The sequence below is a fragment of the Pseudomonas sp. NFX1 genome, from assembly GCF_051123555.1.
Classification (GTDB): domain Bacteria; phylum Pseudomonadota; class Gammaproteobacteria; order Pseudomonadales; family Pseudomonadaceae; genus Aquipseudomonas; species Aquipseudomonas capeferrum.
The window spans coordinates 4,992,802-5,017,072 of record NZ_CP169366.1 but is presented as its reverse complement, the minus strand read 5'-3'; the positions used below and the strand labels follow the sequence as shown (position 1 = coordinate 5,017,072).

Annotated in this window: 19 protein-coding genes; 3 read left to right on the top strand and 16 right to left on the bottom strand. The window is 62.8% G+C overall.

Translation table 11 applies throughout. The features are described 5' to 3' along the window. Nucleotides 1-44 precede the first annotated feature (44 nt). The gene (gene trxC, locus DJ563_RS22630; RefSeq protein ID WP_434518367.1) at nucleotides 45-479 is read left to right on the top strand and encodes a thioredoxin TrxC; all 435 of its coding nucleotides are present in this window, start codon (nucleotides 45-47) and stop codon (nucleotides 477-479) included. 326 nt (nucleotides 480-805) lie between these two features. Here trxC and DJ563_RS22625 read toward each other — a convergent pair whose 3' ends face one another. Then, nucleotides 806-1,579 carry a ParA family protein gene (locus DJ563_RS22625; RefSeq protein WP_274097729.1) on the bottom strand — a complete coding sequence of 258 codons (774 nt, stop codon included), beginning with the start codon at nucleotides 1,577-1,579 and terminating at the stop codon, nucleotides 806-808. Nucleotides 1,580-1,675: 96 nt separating this feature from the next. Beyond that, complete coding sequence (locus DJ563_RS22620) at nucleotides 1,676-2,566, bottom strand: LysR family transcriptional regulator (RefSeq protein WP_274097728.1); 891 nt, start codon at nucleotides 2,564-2,566, stop codon at nucleotides 1,676-1,678. 165 nt (nucleotides 2,567-2,731) lie between these two features. Here DJ563_RS22620 and DJ563_RS22615 point away from each other — a divergent pair, with 165 nt between their 5' ends. After that, a complete protein-coding gene (locus DJ563_RS22615; RefSeq protein ID WP_202883864.1) occupies nucleotides 2,732-3,919 on the top strand; it encodes an MFS transporter in 1,188 nt (395 codons plus the stop codon). Between the two features lie 34 nt (nucleotides 3,920-3,953). On the opposite strand, the gene DJ563_RS22610 is transcribed toward DJ563_RS22615, so the two are convergent. From DJ563_RS22610 to pilM, 11 genes are all read right to left on the bottom strand, one after another. Further along, nucleotides 3,954-4,301, bottom strand: a complete 348-nt coding sequence (locus DJ563_RS22610) for a YgiW/YdeI family stress tolerance OB fold protein (protein WP_274097727.1) — start codon at nucleotides 4,299-4,301, stop codon at nucleotides 3,954-3,956. Nucleotides 4,302-4,420: 119 nt separating this feature from the next. Beyond that, complete coding sequence (hemE, locus tag DJ563_RS22605) at nucleotides 4,421-5,485, bottom strand: uroporphyrinogen decarboxylase (protein WP_274097726.1); 1,065 nt, start codon at nucleotides 5,483-5,485, stop codon at nucleotides 4,421-4,423. Nucleotides 5,486-5,636: 151 nt separating this feature from the next. Then, a complete protein-coding gene (locus DJ563_RS22600; RefSeq protein WP_264311201.1) occupies nucleotides 5,637-7,055 on the bottom strand; it encodes an FAD-dependent oxidoreductase in 1,419 nt (472 codons plus the stop codon). Between the two features lie 123 nt (nucleotides 7,056-7,178). Then, nucleotides 7,179-11,624, bottom strand: a complete 4,446-nt coding sequence (gene gltB / locus DJ563_RS22595; protein ID WP_095063901.1) for a glutamate synthase large subunit — start codon at nucleotides 11,622-11,624, stop codon at nucleotides 7,179-7,181. Between the two features lie 372 nt (nucleotides 11,625-11,996). Then, nucleotides 11,997-13,622, bottom strand: coding sequence for an SPOR domain-containing protein (locus DJ563_RS22590; protein WP_274097725.1), 1,626 nt, complete (start codon nucleotides 13,620-13,622; stop codon nucleotides 11,997-11,999). Between the two features lie 15 nt (nucleotides 13,623-13,637). Then, a complete protein-coding gene (gene aroB / locus DJ563_RS22585; protein ID WP_274097724.1) occupies nucleotides 13,638-14,735 on the bottom strand; it encodes a 3-dehydroquinate synthase in 1,098 nt (365 codons plus the stop codon). Between the two features lie 96 nt (nucleotides 14,736-14,831). Then, nucleotides 14,832-15,350, bottom strand: a complete 519-nt coding sequence (aroK, locus tag DJ563_RS22580) for a shikimate kinase AroK (protein WP_033702005.1) — start codon at nucleotides 15,348-15,350, stop codon at nucleotides 14,832-14,834. 4 nt (nucleotides 15,351-15,354) lie between these two features. Next, nucleotides 15,355-16,623 (bottom strand): type IV pilus secretin PilQ, encoded by a 1,269-nt coding sequence (locus DJ563_RS22575; RefSeq protein WP_434518366.1) that lies wholly within the window; start codon nucleotides 16,621-16,623, stop codon nucleotides 15,355-15,357. Continuing rightward, nucleotides 16,547-17,563 carry a pilus assembly protein PilP gene (locus tag DJ563_RS22570; protein WP_434518365.1) on the bottom strand — a complete coding sequence of 339 codons (1,017 nt, stop codon included), beginning with the start codon at nucleotides 17,561-17,563 and terminating at the stop codon, nucleotides 16,547-16,549. The genes DJ563_RS22575 and DJ563_RS22570 overlap by 77 nt, the downstream gene beginning before the upstream one ends. Continuing rightward, the gene (locus tag DJ563_RS22565) at nucleotides 17,560-18,096 is read right to left on the bottom strand and encodes a PilN domain-containing protein (protein WP_434518364.1); all 537 of its coding nucleotides are present in this window, start codon (nucleotides 18,094-18,096) and stop codon (nucleotides 17,560-17,562) included. The genes DJ563_RS22570 and DJ563_RS22565 overlap by 4 nt, the downstream gene beginning before the upstream one ends. Next, nucleotides 18,093-18,956 (bottom strand): type IV pilus biogenesis protein PilM, encoded by an 864-nt coding sequence (gene pilM / locus DJ563_RS22560; RefSeq protein WP_434518363.1) that lies wholly within the window; start codon nucleotides 18,954-18,956, stop codon nucleotides 18,093-18,095. Before pilM ends, DJ563_RS22565 begins: the two co-directional genes overlap by 4 nt. Nucleotides 18,957-19,137: 181 nt before the next feature. Here pilM and DJ563_RS22555 point away from each other — a divergent pair, with 181 nt between their 5' ends. Next, entirely contained in the window at nucleotides 19,138-21,588 is a 2,451-nt protein-coding gene (locus DJ563_RS22555) for a penicillin-binding protein 1A (protein WP_371856397.1), read from the top strand. A 176-nt stretch (nucleotides 21,589-21,764) separates the two neighbouring features. On the opposite strand, the gene DJ563_RS22550 is transcribed toward DJ563_RS22555, so the two are convergent. The 3 genes from DJ563_RS22550 to rpmE all read right to left on the bottom strand — a co-directional run bounded on the left by DJ563_RS22550 (nucleotide 21,765) and on the right by rpmE (nucleotide 24,251). Further along, entirely contained in the window at nucleotides 21,765-23,033 is a 1,269-nt protein-coding gene (locus DJ563_RS22550; RefSeq protein ID WP_027592351.1) for a malic enzyme-like NAD(P)-binding protein, read from the bottom strand. Between the two features lie 178 nt (nucleotides 23,034-23,211). After that, nucleotides 23,212-24,033: a thermonuclease family protein gene (locus DJ563_RS22545; RefSeq protein WP_434518362.1), complete on the bottom strand. Its 822-nt coding sequence runs from the start codon at nucleotides 24,031-24,033 to the stop codon at nucleotides 23,212-23,214. Between the two features lie 2 nt (nucleotides 24,034-24,035). Next, complete coding sequence (gene rpmE / locus DJ563_RS22540) at nucleotides 24,036-24,251, bottom strand: 50S ribosomal protein L31 (protein ID WP_033702012.1); 216 nt, start codon at nucleotides 24,249-24,251, stop codon at nucleotides 24,036-24,038. Nucleotides 24,252-24,271: the final 20 nt, after the last annotated feature.

Sequence of the window (24,271 nt, the reverse complement as noted above, 5' to 3'; positions counted from 1 at the left end):
CCGGGGGCCGGCGCGCGGCCCCCAAAATTTCAAAGGAAACCCAAATGACCGACCCACTGCTGATCCCCTGCCCCCACTGCAACGGCCTCAATCGCCTGCCCGCCACGCGCCTGAGCGACGCCCCAAAATGCGGCCGCTGCAAACAGGATGTACTGCTGAGCCAGCCCTTCGAACTGAACGAAGCCAGCTACGCCAGCCAGGTCAAAGGCGACCTGCCGCTGCTGGTGGACGTCTGGGCCGACTGGTGCGGCCCGTGCAAATCGTTCGCCCCCACCTTCGAACAGGCGGCCCGCCAGTTGAGCGGGCGCTGCCGCTTGGCCAAGCTGGACAGCGAAGCCAACCGCAACCTGGCAGGGCAATTGGGCATCCGCTCGATCCCTAGCCTGATCCTGTTCAAGAACGGTCGAGAAGTCAGTCGCCAGGCTGGGGCGTTTGCGCTGCAGTCGTTGCTGGAGTGGCTACGCGGCCAGGGGGTTTAGCGCTGGTTTCAGGTGCATGCCATGGCATCTTTGGCGCCCATGAAATCGAGCGCCGCCCGCGCGGCGCATCGCGAGCGAAGCTCGCTCCTACATTTGTTTCGGCCAGTTACGCCTTTACCAACGCGCGCGACCGCCTTGTTTGTACGACGCTATATTGAGGCGGGCACCAAGGGGCCGCGCGCCAATACCTCAGGAATAACTGGCCCGAAACAAATGTAGGAGCGAGCTTCGCTCGCGATGCGCCGCGCGGGCGGCGCTCGATTTCATCGGCGCTGCAACCCCCAAGACATGCACCTATCAGCCCTGACACGATCCCCAGACCTATCTCAACTATTCTCCTCAAGCAGCGAATGCAACTCGACAAACTGCTGCGTCAGCTTGTGCCGTGGCTCCAGGTGAATCAACGGCAAGCTGGCGTGGTGCGACTCGCGCATCTTCACCGAGCTGCCCAAATACACCGGTAATACCGGCAAGCCCTCGGCCAGCAGCTCGTCGAGCATCTGCTGCGGCAGGCTGGCGCGGGACTGGAACTGGTTGACCACGATGCCTTCGACCATCAGGTCTTCGTTGTGATCGTCCTTGAGCTCTTCGATTTCGGCCAGCAGGCCGTAGAGCGCCTGACGCGAGAAGCTGTCACAGTCGAAGGGTATCAGCACACGATCCGCCGCGATCAACGCAGAAACCGCATAGAAATTGAGCGCAGGCGGCGTATCGATGTAGATCCGTTCGTAATCCTCATCCAGCTCGTCGAGCAACTTACGCAGCTTGTTGATCTTGTGCTTGGCTTCGAGCTTGGGTTGCAGGTCGGCCAGCTCGGAAGTCGCCGTGACCACATGCAGGTTGTCGAACGGCGTTTCGTAGATATCGACCTTGTTCTTCTTGCTGAAGGGCCCGCTGGACAGGCTTTGCTTGAAGAAGTCGGCGATCCCCATGGGGATATCTTCACCCGTCAGGCCGGTGAGGTACTGAGTCGAGTTTGCCTGGGCATCCAGGTCGATCAACAAGGTCCGGTAACCTTCGCTGGCGCTGACCGCCGCCAGGTTACAAGCGATGCTCGACTTGCCCACGCCACCTTTCTGATTGAACACCACGCGACGCATGAGAGACCTCCGTGTATCGACGAATGCCCGAGTATGTGGCGCCTCGGCAGCTAAGGCCAGTGGCAATTGTCGGGCGAAGATGGCCAGCCATTCACCTCACCACACTTGCCCGGTCAACAGCTCGGCGAAGGCCTTGGCCATCGCCGAGCCCCCACGCTCACGCTGCACCAGCCACACCGCCGTCGTCGCGCCTTCGTCCAGCAGCGTGCGATACACCACACCCTCGATGCGCATGCGCTGGAACGACGCCGGTAGCACCGACACCCCCAAGCCCGCCGACACCAACCCGATGATGGTCATCGCCTCGCCCGCCTCCTGGGCAAAATGCGGGCTGAACCCCGCGTGGCGCGCCAGGCTGAGCAATTGCGCATGCAGCCCGCTGCCATAGCTGCGCGGGAAGAACACGAACGGCTCCGGTGCCAGGGAGGCCATGTGCACCCCCTGCTCGGTACCCACAGCCAATGGATGCGAGGCATTGATCACTGCCACCAACGGTTCGCGAAACAGCTCGGTCGCCACCAGCCCTTCCGGCAATGGCATGGGCCGCATCAGCCCCACTTCGATGGACTCGTCGAAAACCGCTTCGGCAACATCGCGGCTGCTCAATTCCTTGAGGTTCAGGTGTACCGCCGGAAAACGCTGGCGAAAAGCATGGATGGCCTTGGGGATCTTCGACGTGAACGGTGCCGACGAGGTAAAGCCGATCTTCATCTCGCCCAGCTCACCCAATTGCGCACGCCGGGCCACGTCGGCGGCCTTCTCGACCTGCGCCAGCACTTGGCGGGCCTCTTCCAGAAACAACCGCCCCGCCTCGCTCAGCTCGACCCGACGGTTGGTACGCTCGAACAGGCGCGCCCCCAGCTCGTGCTCCAGCGCCTGGATCTGCTGGCTCAAGGGCGGCTGCGAAATGCCCAGCTGCTGGGCCGCACGGCCAAAGTGCAGCTCTTCGGCCACGGCGATGAAGTAACGCAGATGGCGCAGTTCCATGGTTGGCTCCAAACAGGTCGTAGAACGTCTTAAATAGGTCGAACAATATATTGGATGTAATCATTAGCCAGCTATATGCTTTTTTCATTGCGCCAGAGGTACCCGCCCGTGAAAACTGCTGTAGCCCCCCTACCCGCCGACCCAGAACCTGCCCCCCTGAACGACATGTGGATCGAAAAAGGCACCCCCGCCTTCATGAAGACCGTGCTGGCCCTGTTCAGCGGCGGCTTCGCCACCTTCGCCCTGCTTTACTGCGTGCAACCGATGATGCCGCTGTTGTCGCAGGAATTTTCCATCAACGCGGCCCAGAGCAGCCTAGTGCTGTCGGTTTCGACCGCAATGCTGGCGTTCGGACTGTTGATCACCGGGCCGATCTCTGACCGCATCGGCCGCAAGCCGGTGATGGTCTTTGCGCTGGTCTGTGCGGCCCTGTCGACCCTGGCCAGTGCGGTGATGCCGACCTGGGAAGCCGTACTGGCGACGCGAGCACTGGTCGGCCTGTCGCTGAGCGGCCTGGCGGCGGTGGCGATGACTTACCTGAGCGAAGAGATCCACCCGCAGCACATCGGCCTGGCCATGGGCTTGTACATTGGTGGCAACGCCATCGGCGGCATGAGCGGGCGGCTGATCACCGGGGTGCTGATCGACTTCGTCAGCTGGCACACGGCGATGCTGACCATCGGTGGCCTGGCCTTGGTCGCGGCGCTGGTGTTCTGGAAGGTATTGCCCGAATCGCGCAACTTCCGCCCGCAGGCCGCGAACCCGCGCAGCCTGCTGAATGGCTTCGTCATGCACTTCAAGGACGCCGGGCTGCCTTGGCTGTTCCTTGAGGCGTTTCTGCTGATGGGGGCCTTCGTCACGCTGTTCAACTACATCGGCTACCGCTTGCTGGCAGGGCCTTACCACATGAACCAGGCGTTGGTCGGCCTGCTGTCGGTGGTGTATTTGTCGGGCATCTACAGCTCTGCGCAGGTGGGCGCGCTGGCCGACAAGCTGGGGCGGCGGAAGGTGTTCTGGGTCAGTATCGTGGTGATGGCCAGCGGCTTGTTGATGACATTGGCCAGCCCGCTGCTGATGGTGATCCTCGGCATGCTGGTGTTCACCTTCGGCTTCTTCGGCGCGCACTCGGTGGCCAGCAGCTGGATCGGGCGACGGGCATTGAAGGCCAAGGGGCAGGCATCGTCGCTGTACCTGTTCAGCTATTACGCGGGGTCGAGTGTGGCGGGGACGGCGGGCGGGGTGTTCTGGCACCAGTGGGGCTGGAACGGGATCGGGTTGTTCATCGGTGGCTTGCTGACCATAGCGTTGCTGGTGGCATGGCACCTGAGCAAGTTGGCGCCTAAGACACCTTGAACAGTGGGCCGCTTTGCGGCCCCGAAATCGTGGATCAGTTGATGATCTCGACAATATCCACATCCACTTCGCGGCTCATCAAGTGCTTCTCCACCTCGCCGGTCAGCTTGACCTTGGTCTTGTCATTGAATGGGGTCGGCGGAAGGTCCTCATCGTCGATTTCGACGGTGATGGTGCCGGTGTTGTCCTTGAACTCGTACTTGTCGTCGTTGTTGACCTTCTTGGTCACATACCCCTGCAGCACCACCGGTGTGTCATCTGCAGCATCGTTTGCAGCCGCCACGGTGGTCACCGACTGAGCACCTGGGCCGGTATAGCTGGCCGCCAGGGCAGCGGTGCTGAACAGGGGAGCGAGGATCAGAGCAAGGTAACGGATTTTCATGAGGATCAGGTCCTGTTTCGGTTTCGATGGGACCAGATTAACGACGATCGCTGAACTCAAACTTAATGCAACAAAAAACCCGGCATCAAGGCCGGGTTCTTTGTTGCAGCTGCATCAGATCACTGGTGGTACTGCGCCGACAGCTCATGCACGGCGTTGATGAACACACCGGCGTGCTCCGGGTCGACCTCAGGCGTAATGCCATGGCCGAGGTTGAATACGTGGCCAGTGCCCTTGCCATAGCTGGCCAGAATGCGCGCCACTTCCTTGCGGATAGCCTCGGGCTTTGCGTACAGCACGGTCGGGTCCATGTTGCCTTGCAGCGCAACCTTGTCGCCGACACGGCGGCGGGCATCGCCGATCTCGCAGGTCCAGTCCAGGCCCAGTGCATCGGCACCGGCTTCGGCGATGCTTTCCAGCCACATGCCACCGTTTTTGGTGAACATGATGACCGGCACCTTGCGGCCATCGTGCTCACGGATCAGGCCGCTGACGATCTTGCGCATGTAGGCCAGGGAGAACTCCTGGTAAGCCGCCGCCGACAGGTTGCCACCCCAGGTGTCGAAAATCTGCACCGCCTGTGCGCCGGCCAGGATCTGGCCGTTGAGGTAGCTGGTGACCGACTGGGCCAGCTTGTCCAGCAGCAGGTGCAGGGCCTCTGGGTTGTCGTAGGCCATGGCCTTGGTCTTGCGGAAGTCCTTGGACGAGCCGCCTTCGACCATGTAGGTGGCCAAGGTCCAGGGGCTGCCAGAGAAGCCGATCAGCGGCACGCGGCCGTTGAGCTCGCGGCGGATGGTGCTGACTGCGTCCATCACGTAGCCCAGGTCTTTTTGCGGGTCGGGAATCGGCAACGCTTCGATGTCGGCCGGGGTGCTGATCACCTTCTTGAAACGCGGGCCTTCGCCGGTCTCGAAGTACAGGCCCAGGCCCATGGCGTCGGGGATGGTGAGGATGTCCGAGAAGAGGATCGCCGCGTCCAGCGGGTAGCGGTCCAGCGGCTGCAGGGTAACCTCGCAGGCGAACTGCGGGTTCATGCACAGGCTCATGAAGTCACCGGCCTTGGCGCGGCTGGCGCGGTATTCCGGCAGGTAGCGGCCGGCCTGGCGCATCATCCACACTGGGGTGACGTCCACGGGTTGCTTGAGCAGTGCACGCAGGAAACGATCGTTCTTCAGGGCAGTCATGTCGGCATCCGGCAAAAAAGTGCGGGCATTTTCTCAGACGCCAGCACAAAAGGCACGGCCAAGGCCATGCGTTTTGTCTATTGGGTGCCGTGGATCAAGCAATTTTGTATACAAAATATGCCAAGGGCTGCTTTGCAGCCCCCGCAACCGGTCAGACTTCGAGGTAGTCCAGAATACCTTCAGCCGCTGTACGGCCTTCGAAAATGGCCGTTACCACCAAGTCCGAACCCCGCACCATGTCGCCACCGGCAAACACTTTAGGGTTGCTGGTCTGGTGCTTGAACTTACCTTTCTCCGGTGCTACCACGCGGCCCTGGCTGTCCATCTGGATGCCAAACTGCTCGAACCACGGCGCCGGGCTCGGGCGGAAGCCGAAGGCGATCACCACGGCGTCAGCCGGCAGGATCTCTTCGGAGCCCGGGATCGGCTCAGGGCTGCGACGGCCACGGGCATCCGGCTCGCCGAGACGGGTCTCGACCACTTTGACGCCTTCGACCTTGTCCTCGCCGACAATGGCGATCGGCTGACGGTTGTAGAGGAACTTCACGCCTTCTTCCTTGGCGTTCTTCACCTCTTTGCGCGAGCCTGGCATGTTGGCCTCGTCACGACGGTAGGCACAGGTCACCGACTTGGCGCCCTGGCGAATCGAAGTGCGGTTGCAGTCCATCGCGGTGTCACCACCGCCCAGTACCACGACCTTCTTGCCCTGCATGTCGACGAAATCTTCAGGCGACTTTTCGAAGCCCAAGTTGCGGTTGACGTTGGCGATCAAGAAATCCAGCGCGTCATGCACCCCCGGCAGGTCCTCACCCGGGAAGCCGCCCTTCATGTAGGTGTAGGTGCCCATGCCCATGAACACGGCATCGTACTCGGCGAGCAGTTGCTCCAGGGTGATGTCCTTGCCCACCTCGGTGTTCAGGCGAAACTCGATGCCCATGCCGGTGAAGACTTCGCGGCGATTGCTCAGCACGGTCTTTTCCAGCTTGAACTCGGGAATGCCGAAGGTCAGCAAGCCGCCGATTTCCGGGTTGCGATCGAACACCACCGGGGTCACACCGGCACGTACCAGCACGTCAGCGCAGCCCAGACCAGCCGGGCCCGCACCGATAATGGCAACACGCTTGCCGGTCGGCTTGACCTTGGACATGTCCGGGCGCCAGCCCATGGCGAAGGCGGTGTCGGTGATGTACTTCTCCACCGAGCCGATGGTCACCGCGCCAAAACCGTCGTTCAGGGTGCAGGCACCCTCGCACAGACGGTCCTGCGGGCATACCCGGCCACACACCTCAGGCAGGGTGTTGGTCTGGTGCGACAGCTCGGCCGCCGCCAGGATGTTGCCTTCGGAGACCAGCTTCAACCAGTTGGGGATGAAGTTGTGCACCGGGCACTTCCACTCGCAATACGGGTTACCGCAGCCCAGGCAGCGGTGCGCCTGCTCCACGGACTGCTGCGGCTTGAAGGGCTCGTAGATTTCGACGAACTCTTTCTTGCGCTGGCGCAGCAGCTTTTTCTTCGGGTCCTTGCGGCCCACTTCGATGAACTGGAAGTCGTTACTCAGACGTTCAGCCATTTTTCAAAACCTCTTTACCGCAGTCGCAAGCTAGAAGCTGCAAGCTGCAAGTCGATCACTTGGGTCCGGCAAGCCTCGCACTGCGTTTACTTGCAGCTTGAAGCTTGCCACTTGCAGCTGTTTTTACTGCGGGTTGGCACGGGTGCTGGACAGCAGTTGCTTGAGGGTGGCCGCCTTGGGCTTGACCAACCAGAAGCGACGCACGTAGTCGTCCAGGTTTTCCGAGAGCTCACGCCCCCACTCGCTGCCGGTCTCGTCCACGTACTCGGCAAGGACCCGCGCCAGGTGGCTGCGGTAGGCCTCCATCGCTTCACCACTGATGCGCTGGATTTCCACCAGTTCATGGTTGAGCTTGTCGACGAAGCTGTTGTCCATGTCGAGCACGTAGGCGAAGCCGCCCGTCATGCCAGAACCGAAGTTGTAACCGGTCTTGCCCAGGACGCAGACAAAGCCGCCGGTCATGTATTCACAGCAGTGATCGCCAGTGCCCTCGACAACAGCGTGGGCGCCAGAGTTACGCACAGCGAAGCGCTCGCCCGCGGTACCGGCGGCAAACAGCTTGCCGCCAGTGGCACCGTACAGGCAGGTGTTGCCGACGATGGCGCTGTGCTGGGTTTCGAACGGGCTGCCGGCAGGTGGCACGATGGTGACCTTGCCACCGGTCATGCCCTTGCCGACGTAGTCGTTGGCGTCGCCTTCCAGGTGCAGGTTCAGGCCACCGGCGTTCCACACGCCGAAGCTCTGGCCCGCAGTGCCCTTGAAGCGGAAGGTGATCGGCGCAGCGGCCATGCCCTGGTTGCCGTGCAGGCGGGCGATCTCACCAGAGATACGCGCGCCGATGGAACGGTCGCAGTTGCAGATGTCGAGGCTGAACTCGCCACCGGACTGGTCGCGGATCGCCGACATGGCCATTTCGACCATCTTCTCGGCCAACTCGCCCTTGTCGAACGGCGGGTTCTTGTCGACTTCGCAGAACTGCGGCTTGTCCGCCGGAATGTGCGAGCTGCCCAGCAGAGGCGACAGGTCCAGGTACTGCTGGCGCTCGGTGTCGCCTGGCAGTATGTCGAGCAGGTCGGTGCGGCCGATCAGCTCGCCCAGGCTGCGCACGCCCAGCTTGGCCAGCCACTCGCGGGTTTCTTCGGCGACGAAGGTGAAGAAGTTGATCACCATGTCGACGGTGCCGATGTAGTGGTCCTTGCGCAGCTTGTCGTTCTGGGTGGCTACGCCGGTGGCGCAGTTGTTCAGGTGGCAGATACGCAGGTACTTGCAGCCCAGGGCAATCATCGGTGCGGTGCCGAAGCCGAAGCTCTCGGCGCCGAGGATGGCGGCCTTGATCACGTCCAGGCCGGTTTTCAGGCCACCGTCGGTCTGTACCCGCACCTTGCCGCGCAGGTCGTTGCCGCGCAGGGTCTGGTGGGTTTCGGCAAGGCCCAGCTCCCACGGCGCGCCGGCGTACTTGATGGAGGTCAACGGCGAAGCGCCGGTACCGCCGTCGTAGCCGGAGATGGTGATCAGGTCGGCATAGGCCTTGGCCACGCCTGCAGCGATGGTGCCAACGCCTGCCTCGGCCACCAGCTTGACCGAAACCAGCGCCTGCGGGTTGACCTGCTTGAGGTCGTAGATCAGCTGGGCCAAGTCTTCGATCGAGTAGATGTCGTGGTGCGGCGGTGGCGAAATCAGGGTCACACCCGGTACCGCGTAGCGCAGCTTGGCGATCAGGCCGTTGACCTTGCCGCCCGGCAGCTGGCCGCCTTCGCCCGGCTTGGCGCCCTGGGCCACCTTGATCTGCAGCACTTCGGCGTTGACCAGGTATTCCGGGGTGACGCCGAAGCGGCCGGTGGCCACTTGCTTGATCTTGGAGCTGCGCACCGTGCCGTAGCGCGACGGGTCTTCACCGCCCTCGCCGGAGTTCGAGCGCGCGCCCAGGCGGTTCATGGCCTCGGCCAGCGCCTCGTGGGCTTCTGGCGACAATGCACCCAACGAGATACCGGCGGAATCGAAGCGCTTGAGGATGGCCTCCAACGGCTCGATCTGCTCGATCGCCAGCGGCTGGTCAGCCACTTTGACCTTGAGCAGGTCGCGGATCATCGACACCGGGCGCTGGTCGACCAGCGAGGTGTATTCCTTGAACTTGGCGTAGTCGCCCTGCTGCACAGCGGCCTGCAGGGTGTTGACCACGTCCGGGTTGTAGGCGTGGTACTCGCCACCGTGGACGAACTTGAGCAGGCCACCTTGCTGGATCGGCTTGCGCGCGCTCCAGGCTTCGGCGGCAAGCAGCTTCTGGTCGCTTTCCAAGTCTTCGAAACGCGCACCCTTGATGCGGCTCGACACACCCTTGAAGCTCAGGCCGACCACGTCTTCGGCCAGGCCGATGGCTTCGAACAGCTGAGCACCGCGGTACGAAGCAATAGTGGAGATGCCCATCTTCGACAGGATCTTCAGCAGGCCCTTGGAGATGCCTTTGCGGTAGTACTTGAACACCTCGTCCAGGTCGCCCAGCACTTCGCCGGTGCGAATCAGGTCGGCCAGCACTTCATAGGCCAGGTACGGGTAAACGGCCGAGGCACCGAAGCCCAGCAGCACGGCAAAGTGGTGCGGGTCACGGGCAGTGGCGGTTTCGACCAGGATGTTGCTGTCGCAACGCAGGCCTTGCTCGGTCAGGCGGTGGTGCACCGCACCCACGGCGAGCGAAGCGTGCACCGGCAATTTGCCCGGGGCGATGTAGCGGTCGCTCAGTACCAGTTGGGTCTTGCCGCCGCGCACCGCTTCTTCAGCCTGGTCGGCGATGTTGCGGATAGCCGCTTCCAGGCCGACACCTTGCTCGTAGTTGAGGTCGATCAGCTGGCGGTCGAAGCCTTCGCGCTCCAGATTCATCAGCGAGCGCCATTTGGCAGGCGAGATGACCGGCGAGCTGAGGATCACCCGCGAAGCGTGCTCCGGGGACTCCTGGAAGATATTGCGCTCGGCGCCCAGGCAGATTTCCAGCGACATGACGATCGCTTCGCGCAGCGGGTCGATCGGCGGGTTGGTCACCTGGGCGAACTGCTGGCGGAAGAAGTCGTACGGCGAACGCACGCGCTGCGACAGCACGGCCATCGGCGTGTCGTCACCCATCGAGCCGACCGCTTCCTGGCCCTGTTCACCCAGCGGGCGCAGTACCTGGTCACGCTCTTCGAAGGTGACCTGGAACATCTTCATGTACTGCTTGAGCTGGTCAGCGTCATAGCTGGCCGCGCCCTGGTCGTCGGTGAGGGTCGCCTGGATGCGCGTGGCATGCTGACGCAACCAGCGCTTGTACGGGTGGCGCGACTTCAGCCGGTTGTCGATGGCGTCGGTATCGAGGATCTGGCCGGTTTCGGTGTCCACCGCGAAGATCTGGCCCGGGCCGACACGGCCCTTGGCGATCACCTCTTCAGGCTGGTAGCCCCATACGCCGATTTCCGAGGCGATGGTGATATAGCCGTTGGTGGTGGTTACCCAGCGCGCCGGGCGCAGGCCGTTGCGGTCGAGCAGGCACACCGCGTGGCGGCCTTCGGTCATGACGATACCGGCCGGGCCATCCCACGGTTCCATGTGCATGGAGTTGTATTCGTAGAAGGCGCGCAGGTCGGCGTCCATGGTCTCGACGTTCTGCCAGGCCGGCGGTACCAGCATGCGCACGCCGCGGAACAGGTCGATGCCACCGGTGACCATCAGTTCGAGCATGTTGTCCATGCTCGACGAGTCGGAACCGACGCGATTGACCAGCGGGCCGAGTTCTTCGAGGTCCGGAATCTGGTCATTGGCAAACTTGGTGCGACGGGCCATGGCCCAGTTGCGGTTGCCGGTGATGGTGTTGATCTCGCCGTTGTGGGCGAGGAAGCGGAACGGCTGCGCCAGCGGCCATTTCGGCAGGGTGTTGGTGGAGAAGCGCTGGTGGAACACGCAGATCGCGGTCTGCAGGCGCGGGTCATCCAGGTCTGGATAGAACGCCGCGAGATCGCGCGGCATCATCAGGCCTTTGTAGATGATGGTCTTGTGCGAGAAGCTGCAGATGTAGTGGTCGGTGTCGTGGGCGTTGGCCACGGACGAGCGACGACGGGCACTGAACAGCTTGATGGCGAATGCCTGATCGCTCAGGCCTTCACCGCCGATGAACACCTGCTCGATCTGCGGCAGGCGCTCCAGGGCCAGGCGACCGAGCACGCTGGTGTCGATCGGCACCTTGCGCCAGCCAACCAGCGTGAGGCCGGCGGCGAGAATTTCGCGGTCCATGTTGGCGCGGGCAGCTTCTGCTTTGACCGGGTCCTGGTTGAAGAACACCATGCCGACGGCGTACTGCTTGGGCAGTTCGACGGCAAAATGCTCCTGGGCCACGGCCCGCAGGAACTGATCAGGCTTCTGCATGAGCAGACCACAACCGTCACCGGTCTTGCCGTCGGCGTTGATACCGCCACGGTGGGTCATGCACGTCAGCGCCTGCATGGCGGTTTGCAGAAGGTGGTGGCTCGGTTCGCCCGTCATATGGGCGATCAGGCCAAAACCACAGTTGTCCTTGAATTCTTCGGGATGGTACAGACCTGTTTTCATAGACACTTTCTCACCAGGTTCACCTCTCAACGGAGGTAAATCTCTTTTTTAACAACCACTTACCATCCACGCCGATCAAATGCCAGCTTTTTGCGGTGGCCATGGAAAACCATTGTTGCACAGCGACAGCGATGCCCACAAATTTTCATGTCTCACCATTGAAAATTTATGTCGCAATTTTGAATGTTTTTGCGCCATGCGCCGTGATAGCGGCTTGGCTGGAGTCTGAAGCGTTTCAGCCATGACTGCAAGAGAGGCTTGTGGCCGGCAGTCTGGGACAGAAAAGCCTGCCGCGCTCAGGCGCAGCAGGCTAGACGAAAAGTCAGGATTCGCTCAGCAACTGGGCGGCGGGGTGTTGCCGCCCGGCAGGTATCAGCGGGCCGAGGCCAGCTCTTGTTGGACGCTGGCGACGGTACGTGGCCAAGGTTTACCAGCCTGGACCTTCGCTGGCAAGTTCTTGATTGCCGCAACCGCTGCGTCGCGGTTGGCGAAGCTGCCGTAAGTCACGACGTACAGCGGCTTGCCCTGCAGGTTTTTCTTGAAGTAGCGATAGTCGCCACCCTGGGCCTTGACGAACGCCTGGGCCGAGGCCTCAGAGCTGGTACCGAGGATCTGCACCACATAATTGCCCGGTTTCTGGCCTGCATACCAACCCCCACCGGCGCTGCCACTGGCGGCTGGTTTTTCGACAGGTTTGGCGGCCGGCTTGGCGCTGGCGACCTGAGTCGGCGCCGGGGCAGGCTTGGCAGGTGCAACCGGTTTGGCAGGCTGGGTTGCAACGGGTTTTGGCGCAGGCGCAACCGGCTGAACTGGGGCACTGGCGATTGGCTGCGCGGGTACCGGGGCCGGGCCAGCCGGCACACCTTGCGGTGGTGCGATGGTGGTCACGGTCGGCGGGTTGCCAGGCTGCAGTGCGGTATTGCCCGCCGGGCTGCCTTCTTCGCCATCACCCATGCCAGCGGCCTGGGCCAGTGGCTCGCGCATCACCGGTTGCGACTGACCTACCAACGGCAGTGGCATCGGCTGGGACGAGCCGGAGAATTCGATGGCCGGGTTGCCATTATTGGCCTGGGCAGCACCTGGCTGGCCTTCACCGAGGGGCAACTGAGCCTGGGCGGCCGGCACCTCGGCAGGTGCCTTGTCGCCTTTCTTGGGCATGAGAACCGCGGCAGCAACGGCGACCACGACCACAGCGGACAGCGCGAGCACGTGTTTCTTAGGCATTTTCAACCCCATGGATGGTCGCTTGGCCGTCGAACGGCTGGCGATCATGGCTTCGATCAAAGTGTCACGGGCAACCTGGTTGATAGTGCCAGGCCAACCGTCGGAGTGCTCATGGATATCGACGATCTGTTCACGGGTGAACACCTCGATGCCCCGGCCGGCGCCATCCAGACGCTGCTCCAGGTACTCGCGGGTCTCTTCTTCGCTGTAGGGGGCGAGTTCGATGACGTGGAAACGTTCTTCCTCGATGCTGAGCTCATCCAACCCGGCAATCAGCGACGATTCGCCGAACAGGAACACGTGCGGGCGCCCTTCCGGAACACCCGCCGCCAGTTCCAGCAACGCTTGGAGTGCTGACTCGTCGAGTTGTTCCGCATCATCCACCAGCAAATACACTTCCTGCCCGGTCAGCGCCAGTTGCACCACCTTGGACAAGATAGCCTGGACCTCAGGCTGGGCGACTTCCAGCGACTGCGCGACCTGGCCAAGCACGCTGGCCGCATCGCTGGCGCCACGGGCGGAAACCACCACGCTTTGCACCGACTGCTTGTTGGTGCTGGCCACCAGGGCCTGGCGCAGCAGGGTCTTGCCGCTGCCCAGGGGGCCGGTGACAACCAGCATCAACTGGCTGTAACGCGCCAGGTGGTGCAGCTGGCCCAGCACCGGCTTGCGCTGGGCAGGGAAGAACTTGAAACCGGGCACGCGGGGCGCGAACGGATCGTGGCTCAACTGGTAATGGTCGAGAAAGGCCTCATCGGCATGCAAACTGGTCATTGCGCTGTCACAACCTCAAAGCTGGGCCACGATCGCGCGGTAATCCGCCGACAGCGTGGCCTGAAGAATCTCTTTCGGATAGTCGTCGGTGATCACGGCCTCGCCCATCTGGCGCAATAGCACCAGACGCAGACGACCGTCGAGCACCTTCTTGTCGACCGCCATATGCTCCATGAAATGCGCCGGGGTCATTTCCTGTGGTGGCACCACCGGCAAACCTGCGTCCTGCAACAGGCGGATTGCGCGATCACGCTCGGTCTGGTCGATCCAGCCAAGGCGCATGGACATTTCCAGGGCCATCACCGTGCCCGCCGACACGGCTTCGCCGTGCAGCCAGACACCGTAGCCCATGTGGGTTTCGATGGCGTGCCCAAAGGTATGCCCAAGGTTCAGGGTCGCCCGCACGCCAGATTCACGCTCGTCGGCGCCGACCACGGCAGCCTTGGCCGCGCAGGAGCGGCTGATGGCTTCGGTCAGGGCCGCAGAATCCAGGGCACGCAGGGCATTCATATTGTCCTCGAGCCAACCGAGGAAAGGCTTGTCGCAGATCAGACCGTACTTGATCACTTCGGCCAGGCCTGCGGACAGTTCACGCGCTGGCAGGGTCTTGAGGCTGGTGGTATCGATCAGCACTGCGTTGGGCTGGTAGAAGGCACCGACCATGTTCTTGCCCAGCGGGTGGTTGATGCCGGTCTTGCCACCGACCGAGGAGTCGACCTGGGACAACAGGGTGGTCGGCACCTGGATGAAATCGACGCCGCGCTGATAACAGGCTGCGGCAAAGCCGGCCATGTCGCCGATCACGCCGCCGCCGAGGGCTACCACCGTAGTGCGGCGGTCGTGCCGCGCGGTGAGCAGGCCATCGAAGATCAGCTGCAGCGTTTCCCAGTTCTTGTAGGCTTCGCCATCCGGCAACACCACGGGCAACACTGAATACGCACCCAGGGTCTTGGCCAGGCGTTCGAGGTACAGAGGCGCGACGGTTTCATTGGAAACGATGGCGACCTGCCGCCCGGCAATATGCGGCGCCAGCAGCTCAGGCTGGTCCAGCAGGCCTTCGCCAATGTAGATCGGGTAGCTACGCTCGCCCAGGTCGACCTTTAGTGTCTGCATGTATCCCCACAATGTACTTGGGTGCGGCGCCGTTTGGGCGACGCACGCGGTAAGTTGAACCTCGCCTCGGCGCTGGTGGCCGAGAATAGTCCCGGCTTATCGGGGCGGCAACTGCTGCAAGCGCTCGAGAATATCGATCACCACCATGCGCGGTGGCCGCTCATCGGTTTCAACGACCAGGTCGGCAATTTCGCGGTAGAGCGGATCGCGCGCTTCGAGCAGGGCGCGAAGGGTCGCTTCCGGGTTGGCGGTGCGCAACAGCGGGCGATTGCGATCGCGTGCGGTACGACCGACCTGCTGCTCCACCGAGGCATGCAGGTAGATGACCCGGCCACCCTGGTACAACGCCTGACGGTTGGCATCACGCATGACCGCGCCGCCACCCGTGGCCAGCACCACGCCGTCGAGCGCGCAGAGCTCGGCGATCATCGCCTGCTCACGGTCACGGAAGCCCGGCTCGCCTTCCTTGTCGAAGATCCACGGGATGTTGGCGCCGCATCGCAGTTCGATTTCCTTGTCGGAATCCTTGAACAGCAGGCGCAGCTCTTTGGCCAAGAGGCGTCCAATGGTGCTTTTACCAGCGCCCATGGGCCCCACAAGTATCAAATTTCGCACAGAATCAACGACTCACAGCAATCGCCTGGTCACTCATGATACGCGGAGTCAGGAAGACCAGCAGCTCGGATTTTTTCTCTTGTAATACATCGCGTCGAAACAGCCGCCCAACATACGGCAGATCGCCGAAAAATGGCACCTTGTCGACCACATTGTTTTGCGTGGTCGAGTAGACGCCACCGATCACGATCGTCTCGCCGTCGGCCACGCGAACCTTGGCGTTGACCTCGTTCTTGCGGATCGGCGGTACGTTGTTCAAGGCATTGACGTAATCAGGCTCGTCCTTGGTCACCCTGACGGTCATGATGACCTTGTTGTCCGGGGTGATTTGCGGGGTGACTTCGAGCGACAGCGAAGCCTCGCGAAACGACACCGAAGTGGCGCCGCTCTTGCTGGTTTCCTGGTACGGCACCTCGGTGCCCTTGAGGATCCTGGCGGTTTCCTTGTCGGCCGTGACCACCTTGGGCTGCGAGATGATTTCGCCATTGCCGCTCTTCTCCATGGCACTGAGCTCCAGATCGAGCAAGATACCCCCGCGCAGCAGGCCCAGGCCCACACTGGAGCCGGCACGCTCCACGCCAAGGTCGACGAACAGCTCCTTGCCTGGCCGCACGCTCTCACCGTACAAAGGCCCACCCCAACGCACCCCTAGGCTCTTTTCGTAATCGACATTGGCCTCGACGATGCGTGCCTCGATCGCCACCTGGCGCACCGGCACATCCAGCTGCGCCACCAGTTGGCGCAGCTCGTCAAGGCGATCGGCAGGTTGGTAAGCCACCAGCGTGTTGGTGCGCGCATCCACACTCAAACTGCCTCGCCCGGTCAGGATGCCGTCGTCCGCCAGTGTCGCCAGCAGCAGTTGCGCGAGCGCTGAAGCTTCGGCGTGATGGATCGGCATCAGCTCACGCTGCAGCGGTTGCAACTGGGCATCCAGCACCTGGCCCATGCGGGCGTCGAGCGATTGCCCGGCAAGCTCGGCCGCAGGCGCCACCAGCAGCACATTACCCTCTTCGCGACGGGCCAGGCCCTTGCTGCGCAGCACCAGATCAAGCGCCTGGTCCCAGGGCACATCCTGCAGCCGCAGGGTGATATTGCCCTGCACAGCGTCGCTGGCGACCAGGTTCACACCGGCGTAGTCCGCCAGCACCTGCAACACCGCGCGCACCTGCACATCCTGAAAGTTCAGCGATAGCGGCTCACCCCGGTAGGGCGTTGCCGACGCTAGCGGGATCGCCAAGACCCACGCCGCCATCCATTTCCAGAGCTTCTTCATGCGGGTCCGGGACCTCCTTGTCCAGGGCTTTTCGGAGTGTGAGTATCGCGGTGCGTTCGTGCCAGGCACTGGCCACGAACCAACGTTCGCGCACTTCGACCTGCCGCTCGTCGACTCGCACCACAACACCTTCATCGCGCCCCAGCCGATCACCCGGGCGTACGCGATACAGCCGCCCTGCGGACAGCAGCAGGGCTTCATGCGCTGTGCCACGTGCCAGGCTGCCGACCATTTCCAACTGTGCCAAGGGCACGCCGCCCAGTTCGCCGGGCGGCATTCGCGCCGCGCCAGAGGCGAACGGGTCGAGCAAAGGCGGCATGGCCGCTGCCCTGGCGGGCAAATCCGCCAGTGAGGCGGGTGCCGGAGGCGCCGCATCGGCATGGTAGGCATGAACCCTCAGGCGCAAGCGCAACACGGTAGGCCGCCCCTCGGCTTGATGCAGGCTCATGTCTTCGACGCGCAGCAGCCGCGCCTGGCCCAGCCAGTCGTCCAGCCAAAGGCGCAACGCCGTATAGCGCCCCACTACGTGCACATCCAGGGGGGTGGTTCGGTAATCGGCCTGGCTCACTTCGTCATGTATGTCTAGCCGCTCGAACAACAGGCCATATTCATGCCCCGAGGCCGCCAGGGCATCGAGCAAGTCACTCATGCGCTGCCCTGCCGAAAGCTGCCATCGGGCGAGCTGCAATGCCTGCCGCGCGGCAGCCAGCGAACCCTCTGCGCGCGCCAGCTCAACTACCTGCGCCACCTTGGCCGCATGCGCCTCATTCAATTGCTCATGCTGCGCAGTTACCTGCGCTTGAGCCTGCCGTAGCTCCGGCAGGCGGACTGCACACCCTAGCGCCAACACCAGCACACCCAGCATGAACGAAGCGCCCCACCGGCAGCGGCTGGACCGCTCGACCCTTGCTTGCCAACGCATCCACCACGCTGCACTCATGACCAGAACGCCGACACGCGCGCAGTCAGGACGAACTCGTCACCCGAAGGCAGGTGCTTCACGTGCTTGAGGGCCAGGCCTTGCAACACCGCAGAGCGTTCGAGGTCGCGCATGAACTGGGCGACCACGGCGCCGGATGCGGCCACACCGGTGACGTGCAAACGGCCGTGCGCAAGCGTTAGCTCATTGAGCTGCAAACCTGCGGGCAACGCGGCCTCCACATCTGCGAGCAAGGCAGGCAGTACCCCCTGATCGGCCCTCAGGCGGGCCAGCGCCGCAACCTGCGCCTGGGTGGCATCGTGGTCGGCACGCACGTCGGTGTGCTGCTCCAGCTGCTTGCCCAGCAGCGCCAGCGCAGACTGGCGGCTGGCATTGCTCGTCGCTTGCTGCTGAGCGCGCTGGCGTGCCAGTTGGTCAATCAGCATCACGCAACAAAGCGCCAGGATTGCACTGCCAAGCAACATCCACTGGAAGCGCCGAAGCATCGAGCGGCGCTGCCGCTCGCGCCAAGGCAATAGGTTCAGACGCATCACAGGCGCATGCCCCCTGAGGCCAAGGCGCATGCCAGCAGCATGCCTCCGTTACCCGGCGCCAGCCCCGCACGCAGCGGCAGTTGCCGACAGGGCAGGTTCACCGCTTCACTCAGGCCTTCAAGCCACCCCTGCTCGATCACCGAGCTGCTGACGACCAGCAAGCCCTTCAGCTGGGCTTCGCCCGCCAAATGCGCATGCAATTGGCCAGGCATTTGCCCGAGGTGCAACTCGCGGCGCTGCGCTGGCACGCCCTGTTGCCAGCAATGCAGCGTCGCACCTTGCGCCTCCAGGCGTAACAAGGCCGAGCCAGCAAGCTCGCTCTGCGGCAACATTCGCTGCAACGCGACGCTGTCGACTTCCATCACCTCCAGCTGCAGCCCGGCGGCATCAAGCAGGGCTTCAATCGGCTCCAATGAGCGCTGGCGACAGGCAGCCACCATGACATCCAGGCAGCCGGCCTGGTCCTTGGAAGGGCCAAGCACCTGAAAGTCCAAGGCCAGATCCTCCAGCGCAAAGGGGAACAGGCGATCGGCATCGGCCAGCAACTGCGCTTCCATGTCCGCCTCACTCTGGCCTGCCGGTAACTGGCAAGGCTTGCAGATCACCTGATTTGCCGGCAGCGCTAGCGCAGCCCGCCGCTGCCGAATGCCGCTGCGCCTGCAGGCACGCTGCAAGGCACCTACCACGCGCACAGGGTCACTTGCCCAGTCACCGCCACTGTAGGGTTCATACGGTTCGTGCGCCCAGGCCGCGACCTGGCAACGCCCATTGCGCCGCTGCAGCTGCACAACCCGAACCGAATCGGGGGCAATTTCCACCCCCATCAATGAACCGGCATCCATGCCGAAACGTCCAAGCATCACTGCTCCTTTGCTGTATGCCGCAAACCCGCGTCAACACTAGGCCTGCACGGCCGAACGGATCGACGGGCCGCCTGGCCGGTCACCCGGCGAGGCGAAAAAATGCTTATAATGCCCAGCGTTTTTGGTCCGCTGGACCCGTACGCAATTCACTTATCAACCTGGACGCCCAAAAGCCTTGATACGTCTGCTGAAGTTCTTCTGGTGGTCTTCCGTCGCAGTCATTAGCGCGCTCGTACTCGGTGTGAGCGGTGCGTTTCTGTATCTTAGCCCTAGCCTGCCCTCGGTCGAGTCACTCAGAAGCATCCAGTTGCAGATCCCCCTCAGGGTGTACAGCAGCGACGGCAAGCTGATTGCCGAGTTCGGCGAAATGCGCCGCTCGCCGATCCGCTTCGCGGAAATCCCCCCACAATTTATCCAGGCGCTTCTGTCAGCCGAGGACGACAACTTCCTCAATCACTATGGCGTCGACCCCAGCAGCCTGATGCGCGCGGCCACTCAGCTGGTCAAAACCGGTCATATCCAGACCGGTGGCAGCACCATCACCATGCAGGTGGCGAAGAACTTCTTCCTGACCAGCGAACGCAGCTTCTCGCGCAAGACCAACGAAATCCTCCTGGCCCTGCAGATCGAACGTGAGCTGACCAAGGACGAAATCCTCGAGCTGTACGTGAACAAGATCTACCTGGGCAACCGGGCGTACGGCATCGATGCGGCCGCACAGGTCTACTACGGCAAGTCGATCCGTGACGTGAGCCTGGCGCAGATGGCAATGATCGCCGGCCTGCCCAAGGCTCCTTCGCGCTTCAACCCGCTGGCCAACCCGGTGCGCGCCAAAGAGCGCCGCGACTGGATCCTGGGCCGCATGTACAAGCTCGGCAAGATTGACCAGGCCAGCTACCAGACCGCCCTGGCCGAACCGCTCAACGCCAGCTACCACGTGCCGACCCCCGAGGTGAACGCCCCGTACATCGCTGAAATGGCCCGCGCCGAGATGGTTGGCCGCTATGGTAGCGATGCCTACACCGAAGGCTTCCGTGTCACCACGACCGTGCCGAGCGACATGCAGGAAATGGCCAACAAAGCCATTCTCGGCGGCCTTTCCGACTACGACGAACGCCACGGCTACCGCGGCCCCGATGCGCGCTTCCCGGGCAAGACCCACGCAGCCTGGCTGCTGGAGCTGGGCAAGCAGCGCACCCTGGGCGGCCTTGAGCCGGCCATCGTCACCCAGGTCGACAAGGCCGGGCTTACGGTGCTGACCCGTAGCGGCCAAGAAGAAACCGTCGCCTGGGACACCATGAAGTGGGCGCGCCCGTTCCTCAATAGCAACTCCCAGGGCCGCACACCGCAGAGCCCGGCAGATGTTGCACAGGTCGGCGACCTGGTGCGCCTGCAACGCCTGGATGACGGCACGCTCAAGTTCAGCCAGGTGCCGGGCGCACAGAGCGCGCTGGTCACCCTCGACCCTTACAACGGCGCTATCCGTGCCCTGGTCGGCGGCTTCTCGTTCGAGCAGAGCAACTACAACCGCGCCATGCAGGCCAAGCGCCAACCCGGTTCGAGCTTCAAGCCTTTCATCTATAGCGCGGCACTGGACAGCGGCTACACCGCCGCCAGCCTGGTCAACGATGCGCCGATCGTGTTCGTCGATGAGTACCTGGACAAGGTTTGGCGACCGAAGAACGACACCAACACCTTCCTCGGCCCGATCCGCATGCGCGAGGCGCTGTACAAGTCGCGCAACCTGGTATCGATCCGCCTGCTGCAGGCAATGGGCGTGGACCGCACCATCGACTACATCGCCAAGTTCGGCTTCAACAAACAGGACCTGCCCCGCAACCTGTCGCTGGCACTGGGCACGGCTACCCTGACCCCGATGGAGATCGCCACTGGCTGGAGCACTTTTGCCAACGGCGGCTACAAGATCACCCCCTACCTGATCGATCGCATCGAGAGCCGCAACGGCGAGACGCTGTTCACCGCCAACCCGGCCCGTGTGCCTCAAGGCGCCGAGGACCAGGCCGGCCTTGCCGCGCCTGAACAACCGATCAGCACCGTAGCGATGCCGGGCGAGGCGCCAGCCGCCTTTGGCCAGGTCACACCGGCGCCACAAGTGCCGGCAGTGGCTGAGCAGATCATCGACGGGCGCACCAGCTACATCCTCACCAGCATGCTGCAGGATGTGATCAAACGTGGCACAGGCCGCCGTGCACTGGCCCTGGGCCGCACCGACCTGGCGGGCAAGACCGGTACCACCAACGAGTCCAAGGATGCCTGGTTCTCCGGTTACAACGCCGATTACGTGACCACGGTATGGGTCGGTTTTGACCAACCCGAGACCCTGGGCCGTCGCGAATACGGTGGCACGGCGGCACTGCCGATCTGGATGAGCTTCATGGGCGCCGCGCTCAAGGACAAGCCCAACCACGCCCCTGCGGAGCCGGAAGGCATCCTCAGCCTGCGGGTTGACCCGGTCAGCGGTCGCGCCGCCTCGCCGAGCACGCCCAACGCCTATTTCGAGCTGTTCAAGGCTGAAGACTCGCCGCCGTCGGTGGATGAGCTGGGCAACGGTGCGGCACCGGGCAGCCCGCTGCCGGCAGATGAAGCGGCGCCGATGGATCTGTTCTAAAAGCGCAGTGCTGTCTTGAGGTTTGAGTGGGCGCGTAGATCGAGCGCCGCCCGCGCGGCGCCCGATGTCGCCGCCGACAAAAGTGTGGCGACGAACCCCACTGCCCCTACGCCTCCAAGACAAAAAAAGCCCCGACTCTCACGAGCCGGGGCTTTCTTGTGTTGCTACGACCAGAATCAGCCGTTGAACACTTCATCCACGCTGTTCAGCGGGTAGTGCTTCGGATACGGCAGGGTCGCCACGCCGGATTCGATGGCTGCCTTGGCAACGGCATCGGAAACGACGGTGATCAGACGGGCATCCAGAGGCTTCGGAATGATGTACTCACGGCCGAACTCCAGGCCTTCGACGCCGTAGGCTTCGCAGACTTCCTTCGGCACCGGCAGCTTGGCCAGGTCTTTCAGGGCGATGGCGGCGGCGATCTTCATTTCTTCGTTGATGCGCTTGGCGCGAACGTCCAGGGCACCACGGAAGATGAACGGGAAGCCCAGTACGTTGTTGACCTGGTTCGGGTAGTCGGAACGACCGGTGGCCATGATCACGTCGTTGCGGGTCGCGTGAGCCAGCTCTGGCGAGATTTCCGGATCGGGGTTCGAGCAGGCGAACACGATCGGGTTGGCCGCCATCGACTTCAGGCCTTCTGCGCTCAGCAGGTTCGGGCCGGACAGGCCAACGAACACGTCGGCACCGTTCAGGGCGTCAGCCAGGGTGCGCTTGTCGGTTGCGTGGGCGAACTGCGCCTTGTACTGGTTCAGGTCGTCGCGGCCAGCGTGAATCACGCCGCTGCGGTCGATCATGTAGATGTTCTCGACCTTGGCACCCATGCTGACCAGCAGCTTCATGCACGAGATGGCGGCAGCGCCGGCACCCAGGCAGACGATCTTGGCTTCTTCCAGCTTCTTGCCGGCGATTTCCAGGGCGTTGATCATGCCGGCGGCGGTAACGATCGCGGTGCCGTGCTGGTCATCGTGGAAGACCGGGATGTCGCACTGCTCGATCAGGGTGCGCTCGATTTCGAAACACTCGGGTGCCTTGATGTCTTCGAGGTTGATGCCACCGAAAGTGATCGAGATGCGGCGAACGGTGTCGATGAAGGCCTGTGGGCTCTCCGACTCGACTTCGATGTCGAACACGTCGATACCGGCGAAACGCTTGAACAGAACACCCTTGCCTTCCATGACCGGCTTCGAGGCCAGTGGGCCCAGGTCACCCAGACCGAGGATGGCGGTACCATCAGAGATCACCGCAACCAGGTTGCCCTTGCCGGTGTACTTGTAGGCCAGCTCTGGATCACGGCCGATTTCGCGCACGGGTTCGGCAACACCTGGGCTGTAAGCCAGGGCGAGGTCGCGGGCGGTGGCGGTGGGCTTGGAGAGCTCGACGCTCAGTTTCCCCGGACGAGGTTGAGCGTGGTATTCGAGAGCGGCGGTTTTCAGGTCTGACATGGTGGGCATTCCGCTATTTACTGTTCTGACGGACCGCCGAGGATACGCAAAGAGCCGGGGAGTCACAAGACTGGTCGGTCACTTGTGTCAAGGCCTTTAGCCTACGACTTTACGCTATAACCCACGGGGCATAAGACTGACAGTGTGTACAATCCAATAGCGAACTGTCTACATCTTTTCAGCCTGAAATGCGTTCCAACATGCTCGGATCGGTCAATGGCAACACCCAGCGTCGCTGCCCAGGCTGCAAGCCGCCCTTGCGGGAACGATCCAGCACCCAGCCACGTGCCTCGACCTGGCGTCCTTTGAGGTTATCGAAGAAGCTGGGCGGGAAGTTGCGTTGCAGACGAGCGGGAACCTGCAGCACCACGGTGGAATCCAGCGTCAGCCAGACGCCGCCGCGATTACGCTCGACACCCTGAATGCGGCCACCAACGACAGCGAAGCCGGACTGCCGGACATCCCTCGCGCGCACCACTGGCGAACTGCGCCACAGGCCGGCACCCGCCTTGCGCGCGACTTGCTCGGCCACTTGCTGGCAACCCACCAAGCGCACATTGGGGGCAACGGCGACGCGGTAGCCAAGCCCCTCGCTGAGCAGCTGTGCTTCAAGATTGTTGCCATTGCGGCCATAGATATGCGCCAGCGTACGGCCATATTTGTCTTTGGCCTCGGCACCCGGCACCAGCCCGACACGCCTGTCGCTGGCCTTGACCAAGGCCTGCAGGCGCCGCTTGGCGGCCTCGGCATAGGGCTCGCTGGTGCGCCCCTTGCGCCCGATCTCCGGGGCATTGATGCCGATCATGCGTACACTGCGGCCATCGGTCAGGCGCAAGGTATCGCCGTCCACCACCTGCCGCACCGCCACGGGCTGAGGGTTGGCCGGCAGCGGGCAGAACGCCAGGGCCGGCAAATGCCAGATCGCGGCCACAAAAAAAGCGCCCACAAGGGGCGCTTTTTTTTGCAACAGCGCGAAACCCGAGGGATTCGCCATGCGCATTATTACTTCTTGGCACCGAACATGCCGAAGCGATCGGCAAACTTCTGTACGCGACCACCGGTGTCCAGGACTTTCTGCTTACCGGTGTAGAACGGGTGGCACAGGTTGCAAACGTCGATCGCCAGGGTGCTACCCAGGGTCGAACGGCTTTCAAACTTGTTGCCGCAGCTGCAGGTGACTGCAACTACTTCGTAGTTCGGATGAATATTTGCTTTCATGGTCACTTCCTCGAGCTGCG

What these genes read in the sequence shown, in the direction of transcription:
- trxC (WP_434518367.1), top strand. Translation starts at nt 45, where the DNA reads ATGACCGACCCACTGCTGATCCCCTGCCCCCACTGCAACGGCCTCAAT.
- DJ563_RS22625 (WP_274097729.1), bottom strand. Translation starts at nt 1,579, where the DNA reads ATGCGTCGCGTGGTGTTCAATCAGAAAGGTGGCGTGGGCAAGTCGAGC.
- DJ563_RS22620 (WP_274097728.1), bottom strand. Translation starts at nt 2,566, where the DNA reads ATGGAACTGCGCCATCTGCGTTACTTCATCGCCGTGGCCGAAGAGCTG.
- DJ563_RS22615 (WP_202883864.1), top strand. Translation starts at nt 2,732, where the DNA reads ATGTGGATCGAAAAAGGCACCCCCGCCTTCATGAAGACCGTGCTGGCC.
- DJ563_RS22610 (WP_274097727.1), bottom strand. Translation starts at nt 4,301, where the DNA reads ATGAAAATCCGTTACCTTGCTCTGATCCTCGCTCCCCTGTTCAGCACC.
- hemE (WP_274097726.1), bottom strand. Translation starts at nt 5,485, where the DNA reads ATGACTGCCCTGAAGAACGATCGTTTCCTGCGTGCACTGCTCAAGCAA.
- DJ563_RS22600 (WP_264311201.1), bottom strand. Translation starts at nt 7,055, where the DNA reads ATGGCTGAACGTCTGAGTAACGACTTCCAGTTCATCGAAGTGGGCCGC.
- gltB (WP_095063901.1), bottom strand. Translation starts at nt 11,624, where the DNA reads ATGAAAACAGGTCTGTACCATCCCGAAGAATTCAAGGACAACTGTGGT.
- DJ563_RS22590 (WP_274097725.1), bottom strand. Translation starts at nt 13,622, where the DNA reads ATGACCAGTTTGCATGCCGATGAGGCCTTTCTCGACCATTACCAGTTG.
- aroB (WP_274097724.1), bottom strand. Translation starts at nt 14,735, where the DNA reads ATGCAGACACTAAAGGTCGACCTGGGCGAGCGTAGCTACCCGATCTAC.
- DJ563_RS22575 (WP_434518366.1), bottom strand. Translation starts at nt 16,623, where the DNA reads ATGAAGAAGCTCTGGAAATGGATGGCGGCGTGGGTCTTGGCGATCCCG.
- DJ563_RS22570 (WP_434518365.1), bottom strand. Translation starts at nt 17,563, where the DNA reads ATGAGTGCAGCGTGGTGGATGCGTTGGCAAGCAAGGGTCGAGCGGTCC.
- pilM (WP_434518363.1), bottom strand. Translation starts at nt 18,956, where the DNA reads ATGCTTGGACGTTTCGGCATGGATGCCGGTTCATTGATGGGGGTGGAA.
- DJ563_RS22550 (WP_027592351.1), bottom strand. Translation starts at nt 23,033, where the DNA reads ATGTCAGACCTGAAAACCGCCGCTCTCGAATACCACGCTCAACCTCGT.
- DJ563_RS22545 (WP_434518362.1), bottom strand. Translation starts at nt 24,033, where the DNA reads ATGCGCATGGCGAATCCCTCGGGTTTCGCGCTGTTGCAAAAAAAAGCG.
- rpmE (WP_033702012.1), bottom strand. Translation starts at nt 24,251, where the DNA reads ATGAAAGCAAATATTCATCCGAACTACGAAGTAGTTGCAGTCACCTGC.